This is a genomic window from Stenotrophomonas sp. 2YAF26, assembly GCF_052114625.1.
GTDB classification, from domain to species: Bacteria; Pseudomonadota; Gammaproteobacteria; order Xanthomonadales; family Xanthomonadaceae; genus Stenotrophomonas; species Stenotrophomonas indicatrix.
The window spans coordinates 221252-238148 of sequence record NZ_JBFRFC010000005.1 but is presented as its reverse complement, the minus strand read 5'-3'; the positions used below and the strand labels follow the sequence as shown (position 1 = coordinate 238148).

The 16897-nt window shown below is 67.2% G+C and carries 13 protein-coding genes and 1 tRNA gene; 9 read left to right on the top strand and 5 right to left on the bottom strand.

Translation table 11 applies throughout. The annotated features are described in order from the left end of the window. Positions 1-23 precede the first annotated feature (23 nt). The 3 genes from AB4Y98_RS07910 to trxA form a co-directional block, all read right to left on the bottom strand. Positions 24-1658 carry a CHASE2 domain-containing protein gene (locus AB4Y98_RS07910; protein WP_394198056.1) on the bottom strand — a complete coding sequence of 545 codons (1635 nt, stop codon included), beginning with the start codon at positions 1656-1658 and terminating at the stop codon, positions 24-26. Beyond that, on the bottom strand, positions 1655-3355 hold the full coding sequence (locus AB4Y98_RS07905; protein WP_442244107.1) for a FecR domain-containing protein: 1701 nt from the start codon (positions 3353-3355) through the stop codon (positions 1655-1657). Before AB4Y98_RS07905 ends, AB4Y98_RS07910 begins: the two co-directional genes overlap by 4 nt. A gap of 107 nt (positions 3356-3462) precedes the next feature. Then, positions 3463-4320, bottom strand: coding sequence for a thioredoxin (trxA, locus tag AB4Y98_RS07900; RefSeq protein ID WP_032975060.1), 858 nt, complete (start codon positions 4318-4320; stop codon positions 3463-3465). Between the two features lie 153 nt (positions 4321-4473). Between trxA and AB4Y98_RS07895 the strand changes: the two genes are divergently transcribed. The 9 genes from AB4Y98_RS07895 (at position 4474) to AB4Y98_RS07855 (ending at position 12480) form a co-directional block, all read left to right on the top strand. Further along, on the top strand, positions 4474-5082 hold the full coding sequence (locus AB4Y98_RS07895; protein ID WP_442244106.1) for a DUF998 domain-containing protein: 609 nt from the start codon (positions 4474-4476) through the stop codon (positions 5080-5082). Positions 5083-5187: 105 nt separating this feature from the next. Beyond that, positions 5188-7827 carry a leucine--tRNA ligase gene (gene leuS, locus AB4Y98_RS07890; protein WP_442244105.1) on the top strand — a complete coding sequence of 880 codons (2640 nt, stop codon included), beginning with the start codon at positions 5188-5190 and terminating at the stop codon, positions 7825-7827. 139 nt (positions 7828-7966) lie between these two features. Then, on the top strand, positions 7967-8542 hold the full coding sequence (locus AB4Y98_RS07885; RefSeq protein ID WP_312787083.1) for an LPS-assembly lipoprotein LptE: 576 nt from the start codon (positions 7967-7969) through the stop codon (positions 8540-8542). Between the two features lie 12 nt (positions 8543-8554). Further along, positions 8555-9592, top strand: coding sequence for a DNA polymerase III subunit delta (gene holA / locus AB4Y98_RS07880; RefSeq protein WP_442244104.1), 1038 nt, complete (start codon positions 8555-8557; stop codon positions 9590-9592). Between the two features lie 3 nt (positions 9593-9595). Beyond that, positions 9596-10261, top strand: coding sequence for a nicotinate-nucleotide adenylyltransferase (gene nadD, locus AB4Y98_RS07875; protein WP_442244103.1), 666 nt, complete (start codon positions 9596-9598; stop codon positions 10259-10261). 58 nt (positions 10262-10319) lie between these two features. Then, the gene (rsfS, locus tag AB4Y98_RS07870; RefSeq protein WP_025879295.1) at positions 10320-10733 is read left to right on the top strand and encodes a ribosome silencing factor; all 414 of its coding nucleotides are present in this window, start codon (positions 10320-10322) and stop codon (positions 10731-10733) included. A 63-nt stretch (positions 10734-10796) separates the two neighbouring features. Further along, positions 10797-11267, top strand: coding sequence for a 23S rRNA (pseudouridine(1915)-N(3))-methyltransferase RlmH (rlmH, locus tag AB4Y98_RS07865; RefSeq protein WP_025879294.1), 471 nt, complete (start codon positions 10797-10799; stop codon positions 11265-11267). A 22-nt stretch (positions 11268-11289) separates the two neighbouring features. Beyond that, a tRNA-Asn gene (locus AB4Y98_RS07860) sits at positions 11290-11366 on the top strand. A 163-nt stretch (positions 11367-11529) separates the two neighbouring features. Continuing rightward, on the top strand, positions 11530-12480 hold the full coding sequence (locus AB4Y98_RS07855) for an alpha/beta hydrolase (RefSeq protein ID WP_442244102.1): 951 nt from the start codon (positions 11530-11532) through the stop codon (positions 12478-12480). Positions 12481-12500: 20 nt separating this feature from the next. Here the strand turns inward: AB4Y98_RS07855 and arcD are convergent, their stop codons facing one another. Next, entirely contained in the window at positions 12501-13922 is a 1422-nt protein-coding gene (arcD, locus tag AB4Y98_RS07850; protein ID WP_442244101.1) for an arginine-ornithine antiporter, read from the bottom strand. 108 nt (positions 13923-14030) lie between these two features. Next, positions 14031-16823: a TonB-dependent receptor gene (locus tag AB4Y98_RS07845; RefSeq protein WP_223496034.1), complete on the bottom strand. Its 2793-nt coding sequence runs from the start codon at positions 16821-16823 to the stop codon at positions 14031-14033. Between the last annotated feature and the right edge of the window lie 74 nt (positions 16824-16897).

Below are 16897 nucleotides of genomic sequence, written 5' to 3'. Positions count from 1 at the left end.
AACTCCGACAGGCCTGCCGGGCGCTACGGCGCGGGCGGGCCGCCGTCGATCACATAGCCGTCGCGGCCATTGTCCTTGGCCCGGTAAAGCGCGTTGTCGGCGCCTTCGACGAAATGATGCGGTTGCAGGTCGCCGTCAGGCACACGGGTGTAGACGCCGATGGTCAGGGTGACGCCTGAATTGCTGCCATCGCCGGGCGGCGGCAGGGCGCGGATGCAGGAGATCAGGTCTTCGATCACCTGCCGTGCGCCTTCAACCGGGGTGTCGGGCAGCACCAGTGCGAATTCGTCGCCGCCGTAGCGGGCAGCCATGTCACGCGGCCGCCGGGCATGCGCCTGGATCAGGCGGGCCACTTCGCACAGCACGCGATCGCCGACCTGGTGGCCATGGCGATCGTTGTGATGCTTGAAGTGGTCGACATCGATCAGGGCCAGGGTCAGTGGCTTGCCACTGCGGCGCGCCGCATCGCATTCCTGTTGCAGCGACTGCTCGAAGCGCAGTCGGTTACCGAGTCCGGTCAGCGCATCGCGGTTGGCCTGGCGGTGCCAGGAGGCGATCCGCCAGGTCGCCCACGCGGTCAGTACCAGCACGATGCCGAGCAGGGCGCTGGCCGGCGCCCACCAGAGGCTGCCGGTGCGCAGCAGCAACCAGCTCAGCAGCGGCGCAGCCGGTAGCGAGCATAGGGCAACCACCCAGGGCAGGCGCAGCCCGAGCAGCAGCACGCACATGGCCACCAGCAGGCCGGCCAGGGCGTCCTGCCAGGCGCGGGGCAACACGTCGATCTGCTTGTCCTGCAGCAGCATCGAGGCGATGTTGGCCTGGTACTCGCTGCCGCTCATCCAGTATTCGCGGGTGGTGGGGGTCAACAGGCGGGTGGTGATGCCGCTGGCCGTCATGCCCACCACGATGCGCCTGCCACGCAGCATCGAGGCATCCACGCGCCCTTCCAGCACATCGGCGTAGGACACCTGCGGCAAGCGTTCCGGTGGCCCGGCATAACGCACGCGCACGTAATCATTGCGGCGCCATTGATAGGGCGAGTCCAGCGCCGGGTCAGGGTCGGGCAGGCCCTGTGCGCGTTGCGGTGGCAGTCCGGTCAACGCCAGACCGAGTGCCGGCCAGTGTGCCTGGCCGATGCCCGCATGCAGGTAGACCCCGCGGGCGACACCATCGCCGTCGACTTCAACGTCACTGTGGCCGATGGCGGCGGCGCTGGCGGCAATCAGCGGGATGGGCAGCATTTCCTCGGCCATGCGGTCGCCGGCGGCCGGCGCGGCCAGCACCGGCAGTACCACACGGCCGTTGCGACGGATCGCCGCTGCCAGCTCGGCATCCTGGCGCGCATCGCGACGGTCGGGCTCGGACAGCATGAGGTCCAGCGCGACGCGCTCGGCACCGGCGTCGGTCAAGCGGTCCAGCAGGCGGGCATGCATCGAGCGGGGCCACGGCCACTGGCCCAGCCGCTGCAGGCTGCCTTCGTCGATGGCCACGATCAGCACGCTGGGGTCGGGGCGGTAATCCCAGCTGCCGACCATCAGGTCGTACGCGCTTTCGTCCTGCCGCCACAGCCACTGGCCATGGCTGACCACCGCCGTCGCTACACCCGCCAGCAGGGCCAGCAGGATCCGTCGCGACCACGGCAGCGGTGAGCGCCTCACAGCAACAACCACAGCAGCAGGGCACCGCCGCTGGCGCCGTAGCACAGGCGACACGGCAGCTTGACCTGCTGGGCGGGCGAGAACGGACCAGCATGGCCGTCGTCATCGATGTACTGCACGCGGATGTGCAGCGTGCCGCGCCACGGGCGCTTGAAGCTGACCTGCGGTTGGTCGACGGTGGTATCGAGCAGCGGCGCGCTGAAGTCGCCGCGGCGATCGACCTGCACGCGGTAGCGCTGCCCGTCGCTTCCCGCCTGCCAGCGCAGGGTCAGCTCGCCATCGGTGGCTTCGGGCGGTTGTAGTGCCGGGTCCACCGGTTCATCGGTCAGTTGCAGCGTCACTGCCTGGCCATAGCGACCCTGGTGGCCCTGGTCATCACGCGAAGCGACCCGCCAGTAGTACTGGCCGGGAGGTAGCGGCTGGCCCAGGCGCAGGTCGGTGCCGCCGGTGCTCTGCTCGCGCAGCGGCTGCAGGAACTGCGGCTCGTCGGCCACCTGCAGCACGCTGCTGCTGGCACCGGGCGCCTGGCTCCAGTGGAAGCGGGGACGGTCGCTGTTGACCGTCTGTCCCTGCAGCGGGGAAATGGTCAGCGGCGGTGGCGGCTGGTCGTCGAGGACGAAATCCTCGCTGGCATCCAGGCCTTCCACACCCTGTGCATCCACTGCCCGCAGCAGCAGGCGCAGCGTCCCTGGCGGCAGCTCGCCGATCACCAGCCGGGTGTCGGCGGTGTCGGCGGCAAACAACAGGATTTCCGGGGTGGCGGCCTGCACCACTTCCACCCGGTAGCGGTCGGCGCCGGTCACCGGCTCCCACGCGAGTTGGGCCGGCAGGGCTCCCAGGCGGGTCGAATCGGCACGCAGGCGCGGTGCCGGCAGCAAACCGGAAACCGCTTCGGGCGCCGTTCCGCTGCCCGCGCTGCGGCTGGCCTGGCCGGGGTGCACCAGGCGCTGGCCATGCGGGTTGCCGACCTGCACTTTGCCTTCCAGTACTTCGGTGGCGCCGGCATGGGCGTCATCGCCGGCGCTGACCCGGAACACGGTGCCGCGCACGCTGCTGGTGGCCGTCGGTGCATCGATGATGTAGCGCGAGGCGGGCCCGCGCGCAGGGGTGACCCGGTTGCTGGCGCGCCCCTGCTGCAGGCGCAGGCGGGTATCGACCATGCCGGTGCGGCCATAGCGGCTGAGCTGGTCCAGGCGCAGGCGTGAGTATTCGCGCAGCTGCAAGCGCGACGCATCGGCGAACTCAAGGGTGATGCTGGAATCGGCCTTGGTCTGGATCGCATCGCCGATGTGCAGCTGTTCGCCTGCGCGCACGGCGCGGCTGCTGCTGCCATCGGCCGCGCTCAGTTCAACCTGCCCACGCACGGCCAGTACCCTCGCCGGGGCGGGCTCAACGCGCAGCCAGCCGATCGGGAAGCGCAGCAGTTCACCCGGCGGCAGCCGGTACGGGTTGTCGATGCGGTTGTGCTGCTGCAGCTGCTGCCAGCCGATGCTGGGCTTGAGGTAGGCCGCGCCGAGATCCCACAGGGTATCGCCGGGGCGGACCCGGTAGTTCCAGTCCTGCGCGCCGGCGAGCGCCGGCCACAGGCAGAGGGCACACAGCAGTGTGCGCAGGAAATACTTGATGAAAGACGACGAGCGGCCAACGGTCACGGATAGCTGTCCCGGCAAAGCGGGGGCGCAGCAGCAAGACCCCATGGCCCCGACCTCATCCCCCCGAACGGATCGTGGCGGCCCTGGGGGCCACCATCGCGGGCATTATTGCCCGCGTTCAGTGCAGGGATTCTGAACGATGCCGGTGCCGTTCAGAACAGCAGGGAGGCCATCCGGCGCCGCGAACGGCCGACCAGGTCTTCATCGGCGATGACGTTGAACGCATCGATCAGGGCCTTGCGCGGCAGTCCTTCCTGGAAACTGCGGTCGATCCGCAGCATCTCGAGGAACTGTTCCAGCGCAGCTTCGTCCTCGCCGGCCAGCAGCAGCTGCACACCCCGCAGGTGGCGTGCCTGCAGATCCTTGCCGTCGGCGGCGATGCGCGCATCCAGCTCCTCGGCGGGCGGGGCATCCTTCAGCGCGGCGGCGAAGGAGAGCCGGGCGCGGCCACGCACGGCGCGGTCATCGGTGGCCAGGTTGGCGGGCAGGGCATCGATCAGGGTAGCGGCCTCGTCCACGCCGCCGACCTGCAGCAGCGCCAGGGCCAGGTCGAGCTTCAGCTCATCCTTGTCCGGCTCGGCGGCGATCTGCGCGCGCAGCACGTCCACCTGCGCCTGCGGGTCCAGCGGCGCTTCGTCTTCGGCGATGGTGTCGCCGACATCAGCCGGCACAACGCCGTGCTGGGCCAGGAATTCACGCAGCTGGCCTTCCGGCAGGGCGCCGGGGAAGCCGTCCACCAGCTGTCCACCCTTGACCAGGAACACGGTGGGCACCGAACGGATCTGGAAGGCTGCCGCGATCTGCTGTTCCTTGTCCACGTCGACCTTGGCCAGCTCGAACGCGCCGTTGTATTCGCCGGCCAGCTTCTCCAGCATCGGGCCGAGGGTCTTGCACGGTTCGCACCAGGTCGCCCAGAAATCCACCAGGACCGGCGTCTGCAGCGACTTCTGCAGCACTTCCGCCTCGAAGGTGGCAGTGGTGGCATCGAATACGTAGGTCGTCTCGGTCATGGGGCATCGTTCGGCATCTGGAGACCGATTCTATGGTGACGAACCTTGCCGGTCTCAACCCTGCGGTCACGCCCACCATGAAATCGCGGACGGCTTGGCGCAGGTGCCAGCTGCCGTGACAATGGCCTGATGTTCTCCTGAAGAGTGGCTGCGATGTCCGTGGTTCGGCTGGATCGTTGGGTAGGCGTGCTCGCCGCAGCCCTGTTCGTGCTGTCGGTGGCCGGCTTCGGTGCGGCCCTGCCGGACTATTCGCAGGCGATGCATCCGGTGACCTGGCTGGGCGCGCACGGCATCCCCCATGCGCTGGGCTTCAACCTGCTGGGCCTGGTGCTGCCGGGTGCACTGGCGGTGGTCGTGGCCGAGCGCCTGCGCCGGCAGCTGCCGGTGGACGCCGCCTGGACGGCACGCGTGGGCAGCCAGATGCTGCTGCTGGCCGGTCTCGCCTTCATCGCGATGGGCCTGCTGCCGCTGGATTTCGAAGACCAGATGGGCATGCAGGGCCCTGCCAGCAAGCTGCACGCCAGCGTGTGGATGGTCTGGGCACTGGCCTTTGTCGCCGGCAGCGTGATGCTGGGCGCGGCGCGGCTGCGGCATTCCGGCGGGCGCAGGCTGGGCCTGCTGACGCTGGCCTGCGGAATCGGTGCCGGTCTGCTGGCGTTCGGCCTGCCGGGGGTACTGCCGGCGGCGCTGGCGCAGCGGTTGGCCTTTGCCTGCTGGGCGCTATGGCTGGCCCTGGCCCTGCCTCTGTCGCGCGGGCGCTGAGACACTTCCCGCAGCCGCGCCGCGCGCCGGTCCGGCAGGCAGGATTGGAGCCATTTGCCGCACTGCGGTACGCTGTACCGCTTTGCCGCCGCAACCGCGTGTTACATGACCAGCGTCGAACCCAACGTTTACGATCCGCAGCAGGTTGAATCCGCCGCCCAGAAGTACTGGGACGCTACCCGTGCCTTCGAGGTCGATGAAGCCTCGGACAAGCCGAAGTACTACTGCCTGTCGATGCTTCCGTATCCGTCCGGTGCGCTGCACATGGGCCACGTGCGCAATTACACGATCGGCGACGTGATCAGCCGCTACAAGCGCATGACCGGCCATAACGTCCTGCAGCCGATGGGCTGGGACGCATTCGGCCTGCCGGCGGAAAACGCCGCGATCAAGAACAAGACCGCGCCGGCCGCCTGGACCTACAAGAACATCGACCACATGCGCAGCCAGTTGCAGTCGCTGGGTTATGCCATCGACTGGTCGCGCGAGTTCGCCACCTGCCGCCCGGACTATTACGTCCACGAGCAGCGCATGTTCACCCGCCTGATGCGCAAGGGCCTGGCTTACCGCCGCAACGCGGTGGTGAACTGGGACCCGGTCGACCAGACCGTGCTGGCCAACGAACAGGTCATCGACGGCCGCGGCTGGCGCTCCGGCGCGCTGGTGGAAAAGCGTGAGATCCCGCAATGGTTCCTGCGCATCACCGACTACGCCCAGGAACTGCTGGACGGCCTGGATGAGCTGGATGGCTGGCCGGATTCGGTCAAGACCATGCAGCGCAACTGGATCGGTCGCTCCGAAGGCCTGGAAATCCAGTTCGACGTGCGTGACGTCGATGGCGCCGCACTGGATCCGCTGCGCGTGTTCACCACCCGCCCGGATACCGTGATGGGCGTGACCTTCGTGTCGATCGCCGGCGAACACCCGCTGGCGCTGCATGCCGCGAAGAACAATCCGGAACTGGCTGCGCTGCTGTCGGAAATGAAGCAGGGAGGCGTGTCCGAGGCCGAGCTGGAGACCCAGGAAAAGCGCGGCATGGATACCGGCCTGCGCGCCGTGCATCCGGTTACTGGTGCCCAGGTGCCGGTTTGGGTCGCCAACTTCGTGCTGATGGGCTATGGCACCGGCGCGGTGATGGCCGTACCGGGCCACGACCAGCGCGACAATGAATTCGCCAACAAGTACAACCTGCCGATCCGCCAGGTCATCGCGCTGAAGTCGCTGCGCAAGGACGAGAGCGCCTACGACGCGACGCGCTGGCAGGACTGGTACGGCGACAAGACCCGCGAGACCGAACTGGTCAACTCCGACGAGTTCGACGGCCTGGACTTCCAGGGCGCCTTCGAAGCGCTGGCCGAGCGTTTCGAGCGCAAGGCCCAGGGCCAGCGCCGGGTGAACTACCGTCTGCGCGACTGGGGCGTGAGCCGCCAGCGCTACTGGGGTTGCCCGATCCCGGTGATCTACTGCGACAAGTGTGGCGCGGTGCCGGTGCCGGAAGACCAGTTGCCGGTGGTGCTGCCTGAAGACGTCAACTTCGTCGGCACCGGTTCGCCGATCAAGGCCGATCCGGAATGGCGCAAGACCACCTGCCCGGACTGCGGCGGCGCGGCCGAGCGTGAGACCGACACCTTCGACACCTTCATGGAGTCGAGCTGGTACTACGCCCGCTACACCTCGCCGGGCGCCCGCGATGCGGTCGACAAGCGTGGCAACTACTGGCTGCCGGTGGACCAGTACATCGGTGGCATCGAGCACGCGATCCTGCACCTGATGTATTTCCGCTTCTACCACAAGCTGCTGCGCGACGCGCGGATGGTGGACAGCAACGAGCCGGCGCGGAACCTGCTGTGCCAGGGCATGGTGATCGCCGAGACCTACTACCGCCCGAACCCGGACGGCTCGAAGGACTGGATCAACCCGGCCGATGTGGAAGTGCAGCGCGACGAGCGCGGCCGCATCACCGGCGCCACCCTGATCGCCGACGGTCAGCCGGTGGTGGTCGGTGGTACCGAGAAGATGTCCAAGTCGAAGAACAACGGCGTGGACCCGCAGGCGATGGTCGGCAAGTACGGTGCCGACACCGTGCGCCTGTTCTCGATGTTCGCGGCACCGCCGGAACAGTCGCTGGAATGGAACGAAGCCGGCGTGGACGGTATGGCCCGTTTCCTGCGCCGCCTGTGGGCACAGGTGCAGAAGCACGCTGCCGAAGGTGCCGCACCGGCGCTCGACGCGGCCGCGCTGGATGCCAGCCAGAAAGCCCTGCGTCGCAAGACCCACGAGACCATCGGCAAGGTCGGTGACGACTACGGCCGCCGCCACAGCTTCAACACCGCCATTGCCGCTGTGATGGAACTGATGAACGCGCTGGCCAAGTTCGAGGACGGCAGTGAACAGGGGCGCGCTGTGCGCCAGGAAGCGCTGCAGGCCATCGTGCTGCTGCTGAACCCGATCACCCCGCATGCCAGCCACGCCCTGTGGCAGGTGCTGGGTCATGGCGAAACGCTGCTGGAAGACCAGCCGTTCCCGCAGGCCGACAGCAACGCGCTGGTACGCGACGCGCTGACCCTGGCCGTGCAGGTCAACGGCAAGCTGCGTGGCACCATCGAGGTGGCGGCCGACGCCGCGCGTGAGCAGATTGAAGCGCTGGCGCTGGCCGAGCCAAACGCGGCCAAGTTCCTGGAAGGCCTGACGGTGCGCAAGATCATCATCGTTCCCGGCAAGATCGTGAATATCGTCGCTGCCTGATGTACCTGGCACCGGCCGCCATCGTGGCGGCCGGTGCGTTGTCGCCACGCCGGGCGCGCCCGGCCGATGGCCCTGCGTTCACGCGGCCTCGGGCACCCTGTCTGTTGCCGTGATCGCCCGGCTCCGCCAGACTGTCTACATGACCCGAATCCTGCTTGCCCTCGTTCTCGTCCTCGGCCTCGCTGGCTGCGGTTTCCACCTGCGCAACAAGCTGATGCTGCCGTCCGACACGGCGCCGGTGAAGGTGGTGTCCACTGCGCCCTACAGTGAGCTGGTCAAGCTGTTGAACCGCAGCCTGCTGGCATCCGGTGCGCGCTTGGCCGATGAGGACAGCAAGGGCCCCAATGCCCAGCTGCAGGTGCTGTCCGAACGCTGGGGCGACCTGCCCATCGCCATCGACTCGCAGGGCCGCGCGCAGGAATACAGCCTGCGCTATGCCGTGATCTTCATCTTCCGCCGCGAAGATGGCAGCGAACTGGTGCCGCAACAGGTGATCGAACTGTCGCGCGACTACGTGTCGCCGCCGACCGACGCTACCGGTACCACTACCGAGCGCGAGATCCTGGCCGATGAACTGCGCCGGGAAATGTCGGCCTCGATCATCCGCCGCATCGACAGCGTGGTCCGCGCCGAACTGGAAAAGGGCGGCAGCCTGTCGGCGCCGAAGCCGGTCGAGCACGATCCGGTCGAGCCCGCACCCGCCGTCCAGCACTGAGCCGGGCGCCTGATGGAACTGCGACCGGAACAGCTGGCCGGGCAGGGCGCTGACACGGCGCTGGCGCCGGTCTATCTGATCGCCGGTCCGGAAACGCTGCGTGTGCTGGAGGCGGCTGATGCCGTGCGTGTCCGTGCACGTGCGGCCGGCATCGACGAGCGCGAAGTGTTCGATGCCGATGGCCGTGATTTCGACTGGAACCAGCTCGACGCCAGCTTCAATGCCCCCAGCCTGTTCAGTGCCCGCCGCCTGGTGGAAGTGCGCCTGCCAAGTGGCAAGCCGGGCAAGGACGGCGGTGAGGTGATCAGCCGGTTCTGCGCCAACCCGGCGCCGGACGTGATCCTGATGATCACCGCCAACGAATGGAGCAAGGCCCACCAGGGCAAATGGGCCGAAGCGGTGAACCGCGTCGGCGTGTTGTCGGTGGCCTGGGCCATCAAGCCGCATGAGCTGTCGGACTGGATCGAACGGCGCCTGCGCAGCAGGGGCCTGCGCGCCGAACCGGCGGCCGTGCAGCGCTTGGCCGAACGCGTGGAAGGCAACCTGCTGGCGGCTGCGCAGGAGATCGACAAGCTCGTATTGCTGGCCGACGGCCAGACCCTGGACGTGGAACGGATGGAGTCGCTGGTGGCCGATGCTGCCCGCTACGACGTGTTCCGGCTGGTGGAGGCGACATTCTCCGGCCAGCCACAGGCGGTGCTGAGGATGCTGGCCGGGTTGCGCGGCGAAGGCGAGGCCGTGGCCGCGCTGATGCCGATCGTGATCCGCGAGCTGTTGGCCGGTGCCGGCCTGGCACGGGTACAGGCACGTGGCGGCAATCTGGCGGCGGAGATGAAATCCCGCGGTATCTGGGAATCGCGGCAGGCGCCCTACAAGCGCGCGCTGCAGCGGCACCCGGAAGGCAAGCGCTGGGAGCGTTTCGTGGCCGAAGCAGGGCTGGTTGACCGCATCGCCAAGGGCCGCGCAGACGGCGATGCCTGGCTTGCACTTGAGCGCCTGCTGGTGGCGGTGGCCGAGGCGCGTGCGGTGCGCCTGCTCGCCCGGGCCTGATCCATGAGCCTGCGGATCTACTACGGGGGCACCTTCGATCCGGTGCATCTGGGCCATCTGGCGATCGCGCGCGCCGCGCGCGATGAACTGCAGGTGGCGGTGCGCATGCTGCCTGCCGCCGACCCGCCGCATCGCGCGGTACCGGGCGCGACCGCCGAGCAACGCTGCACCATGCTCGGCCTGGCCATCGGCGATGAGCCGGGCCTGCTGCTGGACCGTCATGAGCTGGATCGGGCCGAGCGCTTCCCTGGCCGACCTTCCTATACCGTCGATACCCTGCGCGAACTGCGGGCCGAACTTGGCCCCAGCCGCCCGCTGGCGTGGCTGGTGGGGGCCGACAGCCTGCTGGGCCTGCCCAGCTGGCATGAGTGGCAGGCGCTGTTCGGTCTGGCCCATTTCATCGTTGCCGAGCGGCCTGGCAGTCCGCTGCGGGCCAGTGTTGACGGCGCGCTGGGGCAGGCCACCGAGGGGCGCTGGGCCGACAACGAGCAGGCCTTGTTTGCCAGCCCGGCCGGCCGCATCCTGCGCCTGCACCACCCGCTGCGCGAGGAATCGGCCAGTGCCGTGCGCGCCCAGATCGCCGCGGGCGGCCCCTGGCGGGCCATGCTGGCACCGGCGGTGGCCGACTACGTTTCTGGCCACGGCCTGTACCGCCCCGCCACCTCGTGAATACGGTTGCCGCGCTGTGCCCGTATAATCGCCCCCACGTTTATCGAGTCGACCCGCTTTGAGCAACCAGACCCAGCCCCAGACCATCAAGGTCGATCTGCCCAGCCCGCCGCCCTCCGTGCCGGAACTGCTGGCCAGCGTCCGTCAAGCCACCGAAGACCTGAAGGCCAAGGACCCGGTCGAGATCGACGTACGCGGCAAGTCCAGCGTCGCCGACTACATGGTGGTCGTATCGGGTACTTCGACCCGCCATGTGAAGTCCATCGCCGACGAAGTCGTGCGCTTCGCCAAGAACATCGACGTCATGCCGCTGGGTGTTGAAGGCGAGCGTGAAGCCGAATGGGTGCTGGTCGACCTGGGCGACGTCATCGTGCACGTGATGCTGCCGCGCGTGCGCGAGTTCTACGCGCTCGAGCGCTTGTGGACCGTTGGCGACCAGCCGCCGTCCTACGACGACGACGAAGTGGCCTGAGCCATTCGTTGATGCAGTTTTCGACGGCGCCGATGGCGCCGTCGACGTTTTGGAGGAATGTTGATGAAAGCCCGCCTGATCGCCACCGGCGAACGCGCGCCCAGTTGGGTGGCGCAGGGATTTGCCGAGTACCAGAAGCGGCTCTCGCACTGGCTGCCGTTCGAGCTGGTGGAGATCGAGCCCGGCCTGCGTGGCAAAGGGCGCGACGCACGTCGCGCCACCGAGGACGAGGGCAAGCGGGTGATCGCTGCGTTGCCGAAGAATGCCTATGTCGTTGCACTGGACGTACCGGGCCGCCAGCTCAGTTCCGAACAGCTGGCGCAGCGCCTGGAGCACTGGCGTGGACAGGGCAGGGACCTGGCGTTCCTGATCGGTGGCCCGGAAGGGCATTCGCCGGAAGTGTCTGCGCTGGCCGACGAAAAGTGGTCGATCGGCCCGCTGACGCTGCCGCACATGCTGGTGCGGCTGGTGGTGGCCGAGCAGTTGTATCGCGCAGCTGCGATGTTGGCCAATCACCCCTACCATCGGGCGTGAAGAGTCGTTATACTGGCGGTCTGCCCGAATAGCTCAGCCGGTTAGAGCACTTGACTGTTAATCAGGGGGTCGTTGGTTCGAGTCCAACTTCGGGCGCCACATTCAAGAGGCCTGCATCGCAAGATGCAGGCCTTTTTGTTGTGTCGCGCCGTGCAGTCGCGTGCGGCGGTAGATCCACGCCATGCGTGGATGCATCGCGCGCGATCTTTCGAGCGGACTCGACTCGACTCTACACTGCAGGTCCATCACGTGGATGTTGACGATGCGCGCTTGCTTTGCATTTCTCCTGCTGATGGTCCTGCTGCCATCTACCGCATCTGCAGTCGCGCCTGCCACCTGGCACCCGCCGGCCGGTACCACCGAATTCCCTCTCTGGCCCGATGGGCAGGTGATGACACCGCCGAAGCTGAAAGGCCCCGAGCAGGTCAGCGAAACCGTGTCCAAGGCCAGTGGCGAGCGCTGGATGATGCTGCAGAACGTGGCCGTGCCCACGCTCACCGTGTTCCCGGCGAAAGGCTCGCCCAACGGCACGGCAGTGATGGTGATACCGGGTGGGGGCTACAACGTGCTGGCGATGGACCTGGAAGGCAGCGAGATCTGCGATTGGCTGACCGCGCAGGGCGTCACCTGCGCACTGCTGAAGTATCGCGTACCGGCCTCGGGACCGAACTGGGATCGGGAGTGCAACTGCCGCGATATTCCGGCCGTGCCGATGGCCTTGCAGGATGCGCAGCGGGCAATGGGCCTGCTGCGTGCGCAGGCCGCGCGCTGGAAGATCGATCCACAACGGTTGGGCGTGATCGGCTTCTCGGCCGGCGGCCATGTGGTGGCGGGGTTGAGCACGTATGCGCAGCGCAGCTATGCACCGCTGGATGCGGCCGATGTGCAGTCCAGCCGGCCGGATTTCGCGATGCTGCTATATCCAGGGCATCTCTGGGTACGCAAGGATGATTCGCTGGAAAAAGACATCGTGGTCGACGCAAAGGCGCCGCCGACGTTCATCGTGCAGGCCGCCGATGACCCGACGGACGATGTCCGTCACGCATTGGTCTACCACCGCGCACTGATCGATGCCGGCGTGCCGGTTGAAATGCATCTGTTCGCGCACGGCGGCCACGCCTTCGGCCTGCGCCTGAAAGATGCGCCGGTGTCGGCATGGCCCAGCCTGGCCGAACGCTGGATGCATGACATCGGCATGCTGACGAAGCACTAGCGTCGGGGGGGGGCTCGGCCTTACAAGGTCAGCGCGCCACGGGCGAACGCCACCAGCGTAGCGATCGCCACCACCAGGATCGCGCCGAACAGCACCCATTCCCAGCGCGTGAACACCCGCTCGCCGCGCTGGCGCCGGGTCAACGCGTACAGCACTACGCCCGGCACATACAGCAGCACCGACAGCAGCAGGTTGTCCAGGCCACCGGCATACACCAGCCACAACGCATAGGCGCTGGCCAGCAGCGCGACGATGAAGTCGCGCCAGCGGGCGCCGGTCGCGCTGGCGTATGCCTCGCCCTGCCAGGCCAGCTTCACGCCGAATGCGCTGGACAGGAAGTACGGCACCAGGCTCATCGACGCCGCCAGCAGCACCAGGCTGGTGTAGCTGCCCGAATTGAACAGCACCAGCAGCAGGAACAACTGGATCAGGCCGTTGCTCAACCACAGCGCATTGGCGGGCACGCCGCGCGCGTTCTCGCGGCCGAGAAAGGCCGGCATCGTGCCATCGCCAGCGGCGGCAAACAGCACCTCGGCGCACAGCAGCACCCACGCCAGCAGCGCGCCCAGCACCGAGATGATCGAGCCGATGATGATCACCGTCGCTCCCCATTCGCCAACGATCGCGCGCAGCACATAGGCCATCGAGGGATTGGGCAGGCCGGCCAGTTCGGCCTGCGACAGCACGCCCATCGACAGCAGGCTGACCAGCACCAGCAGCAGCCACACGCCGATGAAGCCGATCACGGTGGCGCGGCCGACATCGGCGCGCCGTGCCGCGCGCCGCGAATAGATGCTGGCGCCTTCGATGCCGATGAATACCCACACGGTGACCAGCATCATCCCGCGCAGCTGCTGGCCCATGTCGCCCAGCGCGGGAGCGCCGAAGAAGTCGGCGCGGAACACGTCCATGCGGAATGCGCCGGCCGCCAGGATCAGGAACAGCGCGATCGGCACCAGCTTGGCCACGGTGACCAGGCCATTGACGATCGCCGCGGTGCGCAGGCCGCGCAGTACCAGCAGGTGCACGGTCCACAGCAACAGGGACGATGCGGCAATGGCGGCCGGTGTATTGCCTTCGCCGAACACCGGCGCGAAGTGGCCGAGACCGCTGAAGATCAGTACGAAGAAACTGGCGTTGCCGAGTACCGAAGCGACCCAGTAGCCCCAGGCGGCGGAGAAACCGATGTAGTTGCCGAAGCCTTCGCGCGCATACGCATAGATGCCGGTGTCCAGGTCAGGGCGGCGATTGGCCAGGGCCTGGAACACGAAGGCAAGCATCAGCATGCCGGCACCGCTGACCGCCCAGCCGATCAGCGCGGCGGCCGGACCGGCGCTGCGCGCCACGTTCTGCGGCAGCGAGAAGATGCCGGCACCGACCATCGAGCCGACCACCAGCGCGGTCAGTGCGGCCAGGCCAAGGCGTTGGTTGGAAGAGGACATTACGTGCGCCGCAGGTATCGGGGTATCCATGATGGACGCTGTCGCGTGCGGAAAAAAGCAAAGGCCCGGGCGCGAGCCCGGGCCTTTGCAGGTAAAGCGGCAGCAGTATTACTTGAAGGTGTACTTGAAACCGACGGTGTAATAACGGCCCAGCGCACCGGAGAAGTGCATCGGGTTGTAGTTCACGCCGCCGTAGGTGGTCGGGTCGAGCGGGGCGATGCGGTCGAACACGTTCGCCACCGAGGCGTTGAGTTCGAACGAATCGTTGATGCTCCAGCGACCGGACAGGTCCATCGTGGTGAACGAAGAAATCTTCTTCACCGGCTCGCCATCGGCGTAGAAGGCCAGGTAGTCGCCGCCACGCTTGTCCTTGTTCTCCATCTTGCTGATGTAGTTGGCAACGGCGCTGACGCTCCACGGCCCCTGCTTCCAGGTGGTGCCGAAGTTCACCTTGTCCTTCGGCGTGCCGATGCAGTTGGTGACATCGCAGTTGCCGTGGGTACCCACGTAGTCAACCGTGTCGCCACCTTCGGTACGCTCGAACTTCAGGATGTGGCTCCACTGCAGGTCCAGCTCCAGCTGGCCCGGGCCGATATCGAAGGTCTGGCGGATATCGGTATCGATACCGCGCACGCGCGAGGAGCTGGCATTCACGTAGGCGGTGTTGACTGCCAGGATGGTGCCGCTGTTGGCCACGCCATTGAGATCGTTGCTGTCACGCAGGACGTTGCCGGCGAGGATCGCCGCCGAAGTGCTGCCCTGCACGATTTCGTTGGTGCGCTTGATCTGCCAGGCATCGACGGTCATCGAGGTGGACGAAGTCGGCTGCAGCACGATGCCGACCGAGTAGCTCTTGGACTCTTCCGGCTTCAGCAGCTTGTTCGGCTTGGTGATGATCGCCACCGAGTTTGCGCCGCACTCTGCCGCGTTGTTGCCGCTGATCTGGCAACGAATCGGGTCGACGGCGGTGGAGAAGGCCGCCAGGCCACCGTCACCGTTCTCGGCCGGGTTCGGCGCGCGGAAGCCTTCGGCGTAGCTGGCGCGCAGGGCGATCCAGTCGGCCGGGGTCCACTTCACGCCCAGCTTCGGCGTGGCCTTGCCTTCACCGCTTTCGTACTTGTCGTAGCGCATGGCGGCCGACAGTTCCAACTGCTCCAGCACCGGTGCGGACAGTTCGACGTAGCCTGCATACACGTTCTGGGTGCCGTCGTAGGCCGAATAGCCCAGGCCGATGATGTCGCCGGTGTCGGTGAAGGTCTGCGGGGTCAGGCTGTTGCTGGTCTTGCGCCATTCGGTGCCGAACGCCAGGCCCAGCGGGCCACCCTTCAGGTCCATCAGGCTGCGCGACATGGTGAAGTCGAACATGTCCAGGCTGGACTTGGCGCGTGCACTGATCATCGGCGAGATGAAGTCGTACAGCGCCTGCGAGTTCTGGCCGGCGTTGTCGCCGATGCGCCACACGCCACCGGCGCAGTTCGGGTTGGCCAGTGCGCAACGCACGTTGTCGTAGTTCAGGAAGCCGGTGCGCTTGTTGGTCAGGTCGGTGCCCGAATGCAGGTAGGCGGTGTCGTAGCTCCAGTCACCCCAGTTTCCCTTCACGCCAACCAGGAAGCGATTGAACTCGTTGGTGTTGTCGGTAACGCGCGGGCCGACGTCCCAGGCCGAGTAGCGCAGGCGCACCGGCGCACCGGTCGGGTTGTCCGGGTGGGTGGCACCGAGCGTGGTTGCGCCCGAGCCGCTGTTGGCGTTGACCGGGCCGCCGGGGTAACCCCAGCCGCCGGATACGCCGGACGGGGTGTTGCTGAAGATCGTCTGCTTCTTCGAGTAGCCGATCTCGGTGTAGACCTCGCCGCCTTCACCGAAGGCGAAGCTGGCGCGACCGAACACGTTGACGTACTTCTCTTCCGGGATCAGGTCGCGGTACTGCTGCGCCGGATCGAACAGGCAGCCGTCGGCGGCGATGCTGGCCGGGGTCTGGCCACCGATGGTGGTCAGGCCCGCGCAGCCGGGCAGGGGAACCAAGTGGCCGGTGGCATCCAGGTAGGAGCCGTTCGGGCCGGAACCGCCCGAGGTGCCGCCACGGGTGTACGCGCCGCCCAGGAACTGTGCGGTCTTGTCATAGCCCCACTGGCGGGTGTCGCCGGTGCCGATCCACTTGCGGTTCTTGCGGTCGCTGATCTTGATGGCGTCGGTCTTGCCGACGTCCAGGCTGAAGAATGCATTCCAGCCGTCGCTGGCCAGGTCGCCGGTACCCGCGGTCAGGGTCGCCTTCTTGGCGTCGCCGTCGCTGTCGCCGGACAGGCCGTAGGAACCACGCAGGATCACGCCCTGGAAGTCGCTGCGCAGGATGATGTTGACCACGCCGGCGATGGCGTCGGAGCCGTAGATTGCCGAGGCGCCGTCCTTCAGCACTTCAACGCGTTCGACTGCGTCGAGCGGGATGGTGCTGAGGTCGGTGAACACCTTCTGGCCGTCATCGGCCAGGCCATAGGTGGCCATGCGGCGGCCGTTCAACAGCACCAGCGTGGAGCCGGCACCCAGGCCGCGCAGCGAAATGCCGGCGCCGCCGCCGGCGAAGCCGTTGCCGAAGGTCTTGGGAATGGAGCCGGCACCATCAGCGGTGATGGTCTGCAGGTACTCGGCCAGCGAGGTCTTGCCGGTGCGATCGATTTCCTGGCGGGTCACCACCTGCACCGGCGACGGTGTCTCGGTGTTGGTGCGCGGGATGTTCGAACCGGTGACGGTGATCCGGTCAAGGTTGGTGGCCTGTTCCTGCGCGAATGCAGAAGAGGAAGCCACGGCTCCGGCGAGCAGCAGGGCACCGCCGGTGAGGATATGGGTGATGGACGTTGCCAGGTGGTTGCGGCGGCGGCTGGCGGGCCGTTGGATCGGGTGTTTCACAGCTTCTCTCCTGACTGGAAAACTCGAGCATTGAGGGCTGTCTCCGGTGTGTCCCGGGACGCGTCAATCTAGGT